The sequence below is a fragment of the Hyphomicrobium sp. genome (assembly GCF_019744875.1).
Lineage (GTDB): Bacteria > Pseudomonadota > Alphaproteobacteria > Rhizobiales > Hyphomicrobiaceae > Hyphomicrobium_C.
The window spans coordinates 1-7,082 of the sequence record NZ_JAIETU010000008.1 but is presented as its reverse complement, the minus strand read 5'-3'; the positions used below and the strand labels follow the sequence as shown (position 1 = coordinate 7,082).

At 56.6% G+C, this 7,082-nt stretch carries 9 protein-coding genes; 5 read left to right on the top strand and 4 right to left on the bottom strand.

Going from position 1 to position 7,082, the window contains the following annotated elements; all coding sequences use genetic code 11:
• On the top strand, window positions 1–779 hold a 779-nt coding region (locus tag K2Y42_RS17615; protein ID WP_291154940.1), incomplete at its 5' end, for a DUF4400 domain-containing protein.
• Between the two features lie 37 nt (window positions 780–816).
• On the opposite strand, the gene K2Y42_RS17610 is transcribed toward K2Y42_RS17615, so the two are convergent.
• Both K2Y42_RS17610 and K2Y42_RS17605 read right to left on the bottom strand, forming a co-directional pair.
• The gene (locus tag K2Y42_RS17610) at window positions 817–1,386 is read right to left on the bottom strand and encodes a hypothetical protein (protein WP_291154939.1); all 570 of its coding nucleotides are present in this window, start codon (window positions 1,384–1,386) and stop codon (window positions 817–819) included.
• Between the two features lie 21 nt (window positions 1,387–1,407).
• Window positions 1,408–1,812, bottom strand: coding sequence for a lecithin retinol acyltransferase family protein (locus tag K2Y42_RS17605; RefSeq protein ID WP_291154938.1), 405 nt, complete (start codon window positions 1,810–1,812; stop codon window positions 1,408–1,410).
• A gap of 40 nt (window positions 1,813–1,852) precedes the next feature.
• On the opposite strand from K2Y42_RS17605, the gene K2Y42_RS17600 reads away from it, so the two are divergent.
• Window positions 1,853–2,215 carry a helix-turn-helix transcriptional regulator gene (locus tag K2Y42_RS17600; RefSeq protein WP_291154937.1) on the top strand — a complete coding sequence of 121 codons (363 nt, stop codon included), beginning with the start codon at window positions 1,853–1,855 and terminating at the stop codon, window positions 2,213–2,215.
• 131 nt (window positions 2,216–2,346) lie between these two features.
• Here the strand turns inward: K2Y42_RS17600 and K2Y42_RS17595 are convergent, their stop codons facing one another.
• On the bottom strand, window positions 2,347–3,807 hold the full coding sequence (locus tag K2Y42_RS17595) for a DUF6035 family protein (RefSeq protein WP_291154936.1): 1,461 nt from the start codon (window positions 3,805–3,807) through the stop codon (window positions 2,347–2,349).
• On the bottom strand, window positions 3,782–4,603 hold the full coding sequence (locus K2Y42_RS17590; protein WP_291154935.1) for a WYL domain-containing protein: 822 nt from the start codon (window positions 4,601–4,603) through the stop codon (window positions 3,782–3,784). Before K2Y42_RS17590 ends, K2Y42_RS17595 begins: the two co-directional genes overlap by 26 nt.
• Window positions 4,604–4,684: 81 nt before the next feature.
• Here K2Y42_RS17590 and K2Y42_RS17585 point away from each other — a divergent pair, with 81 nt between their 5' ends.
• The 3 genes from K2Y42_RS17585 to K2Y42_RS17575 form a co-directional block, all read left to right on the top strand.
• Window positions 4,685–6,121, top strand: a complete 1,437-nt coding sequence (locus K2Y42_RS17585; RefSeq protein ID WP_291154934.1) for a Wadjet anti-phage system protein JetA family protein — start codon at window positions 4,685–4,687, stop codon at window positions 6,119–6,121.
• The gene (locus K2Y42_RS17580; RefSeq protein ID WP_291154933.1) at window positions 6,111–6,761 is read left to right on the top strand and encodes a DUF4194 domain-containing protein; all 651 of its coding nucleotides are present in this window, start codon (window positions 6,111–6,113) and stop codon (window positions 6,759–6,761) included. Before K2Y42_RS17585 ends, K2Y42_RS17580 begins: the two co-directional genes overlap by 11 nt.
• Window positions 6,748–7,082, top strand: a 335-nt coding sequence (locus K2Y42_RS17575; protein WP_291154932.1) for an ATP-binding protein, incomplete at its 3' end; no start/stop codon positions are given. The genes K2Y42_RS17580 and K2Y42_RS17575, both read left to right, overlap by 14 nt.

Genomic DNA, 7,082 nt, shown 5'->3' with positions numbered 1-7,082 from the left:
GATCCGGGCGCGAATGGATGGGCACTGGAATCGCCCGATCGATGCTCCGATACGGGAGGACGGACATGAGTTCTAGGAATGCTTCGTTTCACGATGGTGTCGTAGCCGGCGCTCTCCTTGCGCCGCTCAAATTCCTGTTTGCCCTGTCCCTTGCCTTGTTCGGCATCCTGCTCGCGGCGTGGATCATCGACTGGGTTTTCGTGTTCAAGGTCTGGCCTGAAGGCGTGGCGCGGCTGAAGAACATTCTTGCCGCGGACCTCGGTCGTGGAATTGAACTCGCAGCCTGGCAGGGCGGTGGGGCGGGAGCGGTCACCGGCACGGCGAACTTTTTGTACGGCCTCGTGTTCCGGTTCACCGGGATTCACGACATGGGTGTCCGCTTTGCAGAAAGTGCGGCACTCTCCATACCGGATACGATCGTGCGCAACTTCTATATTGCCAATCGTGAAGCGATCGAAGTGGCGATGATTGGTACGCAGCTCCTTGGGGTTCGTCTGGCGACGCTGGGCATGACGGTGCCGCTTCTTTTTCTTGTGTACTTCGTCGGCGCCACGGATGGGTTGACGCAGCGCGCGATACGGCGGGCTTGTGGGGGACGGGAATCAGGGAGCCTATACCATCGCGCCAAGCACCTGCAGGTTGCGCTGATCGTCGTGGCCGTCCTGACGGTATTGTTGTGGCCATTGCTGACGGACATCCGTTGGATTGGTTTGCCACTGACCGCGGCCCTGGGGATTCTTTCCAGACTGCAGTGGGCGTATTACAAGAAGCACCTATGAACAGTGCTTACGACGTCTCGCATACTCGCGAAGCCATTTACTGAGGGGGCGAAAACCAGGGCTGCCCCTGCAAGCGCTGTCTCAGCGGGGTAACGATGAATTCCGGCGCGCGCCATACGTACTCCGCAGCTTTGGCTTTTCCTTCGACCGACAGCCCTCGGAGATAAGCACATGCGGCCTCCAGTGAAAATGGCATTCCGGCTTGCTTCTGGAAATTGGCCGGTAAGTCTGTCCAGACCACAACATCGAATTGCTTCTGTTTAGCCCAGGTTCGGATGGCGTCGCGAGTGGCCTCATCGCCTCCCTGCAATTTGGAGCCGTCAAGAAACATCGCCCCAATATGACGTAGTACTGTCCCTTCACGGCTACGCAAGTCGCAAATCGTATCCTCCGGGTTCTTGCGTGAGCTTTCAGCGTAGGCCACGCGGCACGGTGCGCCATTTGCAGCATCGATAGCCAACGTAAGGGCTCCTTGTCGTGACGCGGATACGCGCGAAAACTCGAGCCTGAGCACCGGCCCATCGAGATTCCACATGCCGTGATGCTGATCAAACTCCGGGCGCGTATCCCAAATCAACGAGCCCCAGCCGAGAATGCAAATGCGCATACGAAAGTCGATTGAATAGAATCAGGAACGCGCGGCGGCGAGAACGACTCCGGCAAGCGTGAGCAGCGCTACGGCAGCAAGTTGCGGACTGTTGGGGGGCAGGCCGTGGCAGTAGGCAACGAAGTTCTCGCAATTCCATTCGAGCAGGTTGTATTGCGTGCGACGCGCAGAGCGCGCGCGTTGCAGCACTTCCCAAGGATGCAGGTTTCCGGGATGTCCTTCGTCTGTCCACAATTGACCGGACGTGAAAGTGTCCCACGACTCTTCTGCAATCCCCCCAGCCCGTGCGGAGTTCGATATCACCATCGGTTTCCCGTGATACCACCGGTCGGAGACGACACCTTTGTGTCTGAAGAAAATGTAGGCAGGAACAGACACAACCGTCCCTGGGGTAGGCCACTGATGCTGATTGTCGTTGAAGTACATGGGTTGTCCTTTCTTGTGCATACATGCATAATACGCATATATGAATAAACGCGCAAGCTCCCCACAACCTGCGATCCCCTACACGGCCTTGGTCGGACAGGTGCTACTGGGCCATCGCGGGCGCAAAGGCCTTCACCAGAACGACCTTGCCACCGCCCTGGGCGTATCCCAGTCTGCCTATTCGAGGATCGAACAGGGCGATACCACGATTTCCATTTCACAACTTCGGGTCATCGCTCGACGATTGGATATTGCGCCAGGCGACCTCTTGCGTGAGGCGGACGGATTGGCAGAACGGTTGCGGATGCAGGGCGTGGTGGTCAGCGACGAAAAGGGCATCCAGCCTGCAGCGGTCATGATTGGCTTGGGGATACTTGCTGCGATTCTGGCTTCATCGAAATAGGCGATTGATGTCGGCGGGATCTCGCATCTGGCCGGGAGACGAAAAGGGCTGGTAAACGATACAAAACATCGGAAACAATTCGTCATTCGCCTAGGATATGTATCACAAGGCTCCTAAGCCCCAGTACTCAGCTAGCGCGGATCAACTTGCGCCAGAGTAGCTGCAATTGCGTTCTTGACCTCGGGCATTAGCCATTCCAATGCCGGCCGATACTGGCGAAGCCGAAGCAGGTGGGTCCTGCTATCGGATTTAGCAGTTGCATCAACTACCGCCTTCGCACGTTTTGCGCTCCACTTTTCCGCATAGCGTTCGTCGGAAAAGATGCTGCTGCGCCCGAAGGCGCTGAAGCAGGCTTCGAGTAACGGCAGAAAATCTGGGCGAATATCCATACAGCGATGCGCTGTTTGAATCAGGCTTTGATAGTTCCATCCGATCGGCCGTCCAGCGCGTGCGGAGAGGTATATGTCGACGGCAGTGAAAAAGCCTCCGCCATACAGATCGAGCGGCCAGGTGAACGCGTCCGGTAGAGAGCGTTTCAGTATTCGCCATTTGTCCAGCACATTTCCGTCTTGGTTGGCTCTAAATCGTAACAGGGACTCGAATTCATCGAGGATGCACCTGCCATCAATTGTCCGCAGCGCTCGTTCGATCTCGGATCGAGCATTGTCGTAGTCGAAGTAATAGACACGTTGATTGGCCGGATCAAGCGTGAGCTCAGAAAATCTGACGATCCGTTCGCACCAGCGTTCCTTGAGAGTCCACCCATCCTGCACCGGTTCAAGATAACCACATCGAAACGTGAGCTCTGCATTCTGCGCTGACAACGCAAGGGTTTCCTCGTCGATTGCGAAGACATTGCAATTGTTCGGGTAAAGAACGTCGTCTTGAAATTGCCGCCTGTCCTCCTCACGTATGCGCGTCAAAACCCAGAAGAGAAGACCGCCCTCCGCGAGATAGAAAGACCGGCGCTGCCGCATGACATTGACGTAGGTCGATGACAATTGGATCTCGAATGCAATCCGCAGTCCATGACGCATCGCCTGTACGTCTGGAATTTTCCAACTGCCAGGCTTGACCTTGCCGCGCCAACGAATCTCCTCAAGGATCGACTGCTGATCGAAAGTGCGGTCTCGCATCAGGCTCTCGCGGATGAGACGTTTCATCCGAATGTGTTGCGGTCCTTCCTTCTGGCCGTTGTAGCGCCTCGCATCAAAATCGTCTTGTGACAGGAATCCTTTACTCTGGTATCTGCACGAACCATCTTCCTCCTCATGGCGAAAATACCATCGCCGGAGAGCAGACAAGCGGAGAGCTACCCCGACTTCGCAATGGGCGCACCGGAACCGCGGTTTGCCGGCAGCCAGAAAATCTTCCTGTTCTCCCCGAAGGCGATTGAGTTCTCTGAGCTCCCGCCGAAGAAAGTCCGCCGACCTGTGGACGTCACCGGTGGTGTCGTCCCTGATCTCCTCCACATACCCGTCTTCTACAACATCGGCAATTTCGGGAAGCTGCGGGGAGGGAGTGACAAAAGAAAGCATGGTGACGTGTGATGACGGGTGATTGCGGCTATTCAGCCCAGATGGCTGTGCCAAGTTTCTCGGCGTTGCTGACGAGCAATTGATACTCTGGTGGTTTGTGTTTGTCAGCGTTGGTTGCCAGTCGCAAATCCTGGATGATGTAGCTCGCAAGACATCGACGCACTTTCAACTGCCGTGCGCTAGCGCCCGGAAAGTACTCTGCAGCGATCATGGACTGCTGATCGGCCGTGAGGTCCGGGTGAGCAACCACGGTGAGAGTAACAACCTCGTTCCAATCCTTGTCGTCTGATCGCCGGTGGGGCGCGGTCGATTCGACAAGCGCGACTTTTCCGACACGACCCAAGGTGAAATCGCGGAAATCATGCCTCTCCGTACACCAGGCGCGCATGTGCCAACGCCGTGGGACACGAACCAAGGCGTGCGGAAACACAATGCGTTCGGTGCCGGCTGGGTGATTCATCGACCGGTAGGTGAGCTGCAGTCCGATTCCCTTGCGCATGGCCTGCACTACGGCGGCGAATGTCTCGGGCGCCACTACTGAAAGATCGCGCCGCGCATCTTCCAGCATCGGCTCACGATCCGCTGTGGCGTGTGCTCGGGAAGCAATGCGTAGATAGTCGTCCGGCGACTGCCTACGTTCGCGTTCCGGCTGCCCAGGCGCGAGGCGCAGGGGCGCATGAGCCGTTGAACGAGCTGCGCGCACGCCCATGTGTGTCCGCAGGGCACCCATCAGGCGGCTGGCCCAGACGGCCTGCACTCCCAACAGTTCCCGTATACGGAAGTTGTCGATCTCGCCCTCCCAAAGGAGGACGGTTTCAAGGTCAGACAGTCTTTCTGTGGCGGAATCCATTGGGATATTATCCTACAGGATAATTTAGCTTGCAATATAAATTAGTGTAGAGTATAAATTATCCGAAAGGCTAACAATGAAATGAATCTCTTCGATCGGATACCTCAAGGGCTCTTCGGTGCGCTGACCGGGCGAAACAACCGCCGCGCGTGGGATTTGCTCGTGCGGCTCTTTGATCGCTACTTTGGTCCGGATTCGGTGCCGCCGTACCCCGACGGTTACCTTCATGACCAGGTCGTGAAGGAAATCGAACGCTTTCTTCTTGACGCGGGATGGGAGGACGAGGGGGACGGCGACGTGCCGGCGGTGGCTACGCCGATATCGATTCAGGCGAATCAGCTACTCGCACGGCTGGCGGAAACCGGATGGCTCACTGAAGAGAAGGTGGGGCTGCGCCGATTCGTCAGCATGCGACCTTCGGTCGCCAGATTCTTTGACACCGTTCAGCAGTTCGTCACGGAGGGGCCGCAGCTCTTTGGGGGAAACGTTCTTCTCGTTTACAACCAATTGAAGAGCGTGGCGCAAGATCCCAAGGGACAGGCTGGCGGGTTTGTCAGTGCGGCACAGCTTTGCGTGCGACTCATCAACTCATTGAATTCAACGACTCTGCGAGTCCGTGACCTGATGAAGGAACTGACTCAGGAAACCGAAACGCCGGTTTTTGTAAGACGATTTTTCAGTGAACACATCAGCGAGTTGTACGTCCGTGATTTCAAGCAGCTAAGAACCGAGAATCATCCGCTCCGATTGCGCTATGAGATTATCGAGATCGTCAACTCGGTAGCATTGGAGGGACCCGGTCGAGTCGCACTTTTGCAAGGCTACGCAGAGCTTCCTGGCAACAGGCCGGGAGAGGAAGAAGAGTTGCTGGAACGGGACGTACAGCGTTTCCGGCGGCTCCTCGATGTCGAAAAGTTTCTCGAAAGAATGGATCGGGTGATGGACGCCGCGACACAGCGTGCTGTCGCCTACCTTGGCTATCGGCTTAAGGCGTCCGAACGGATCGAAGAAGTGCTTGCCGACAGTGTTCGCGCCGTCATTGAGGCTGACACTCGGGGACTTCCCCTGGAAGGGCGACTGCTCGCGCCCACCCCCTTGATCGGAGACAACCGATTGAGGCTTCCAGTCGAGGCGCCCCCTGCACCCAAGCGTACGCCATTGCGCAAGCGCGAAATGACGCCGCACGAGAAGGCTGTTCATTTCCTCAGAAAAGCGATGATCGAGCACAGAGACACCACACCGGCAGCAGTGCGGCGTTACATCGGTGAATTCCTGTCGCAGGGTGACAAGGCCACCGCGCTGGATCTGCCGATCCGAACAGTTTCGGATGCTGTTTCGTTTCTGGTTCTCATGCGATTAGCCGGAATGAGCAGCCGCAATCAGGCGGCAGTGCGTCGCAATCCATTACTGCGCAGGCTTGGATTCGAAGTGTCCCTGATTTCAGGCGGTCGCGTCGATACACAGTACTTCAATATTCCCAATTTTGAAGTGAGTTGGAGGGAGTCAGATGCCGCGTAACTGGAGAACACTTGCCGATGCTTCCAATGGCATCTACGAGGTAGACGACTTTAAGCAGGCGCTGTATCAGTTGATCGTCCACCAATGTCTCTATTCGCGCTTCAATCAGCAGAGCACGGCTTTCCGGATCATCTCGGCCCATCGTCGCGATTTCGAAGAGGCAGTTGAGTTGATGGGGCTGCGCCTCGGATTCAACGAGCGTCTTGAGTTTTGCTACGTCGTGCCGGAGGTGGTAAAGCACACGCCGCTCGATACACAGGACACGCTTTTTCTGCTCGTTCTAAGGCAGCTGTATCACTTGCGCGGTAGTGCCGGGGAACTCTCCGACGAGGGTGATGCGATTGTCGGAATCGAGGAACTTGTCGCCACATATCGATCAATGACAGGCCGGACGCTGGAAACGAAGAATCAGAGTCTGCTGAAGGGGCTCGTGAAGGTCGCGTCTCGCTGCGGACTGGCCAGGTTGATCGATGCACCGGAAGACGATCCACAACCGTTTGCAGTCGCCATTCTTCCCGCGATCGCCGAGGTACTCAGTGAACACGCCGTCAATCGTTTCGGTGCTCATCTCAAATCGTCATTGATCACCACCGGTGACGTCAACGCGAGTGAAAAGGAGGGCGCTCGTGAAGACGCTTAGTGCAATGCACCTGGTTCAGTTCTCGTTCTGGGACTACGAAACCTTCAACTTGCGACAAGGGGGAACTGCTTTCCTTGGTCCCAACGGGGCTGGCAAGACCAGTCTGGCGGACGCTGTGCAAATCGCACTCGTCGGTGCCCATGGCAACCACATGCACTTCAACGCGCAGTCGGTCCACAAGGACCATCGTTCCGTCAGGGACTATGCGCTCGGGACCATGCGTTCCGGCGAAGGCGATCAGGGCGTTCTCGCTCGTAAACGCGAAGAGGCAATTTCCTACATCAGTCTCGTATTCGAGGGCGAATCGCAGGGGGATGTGGT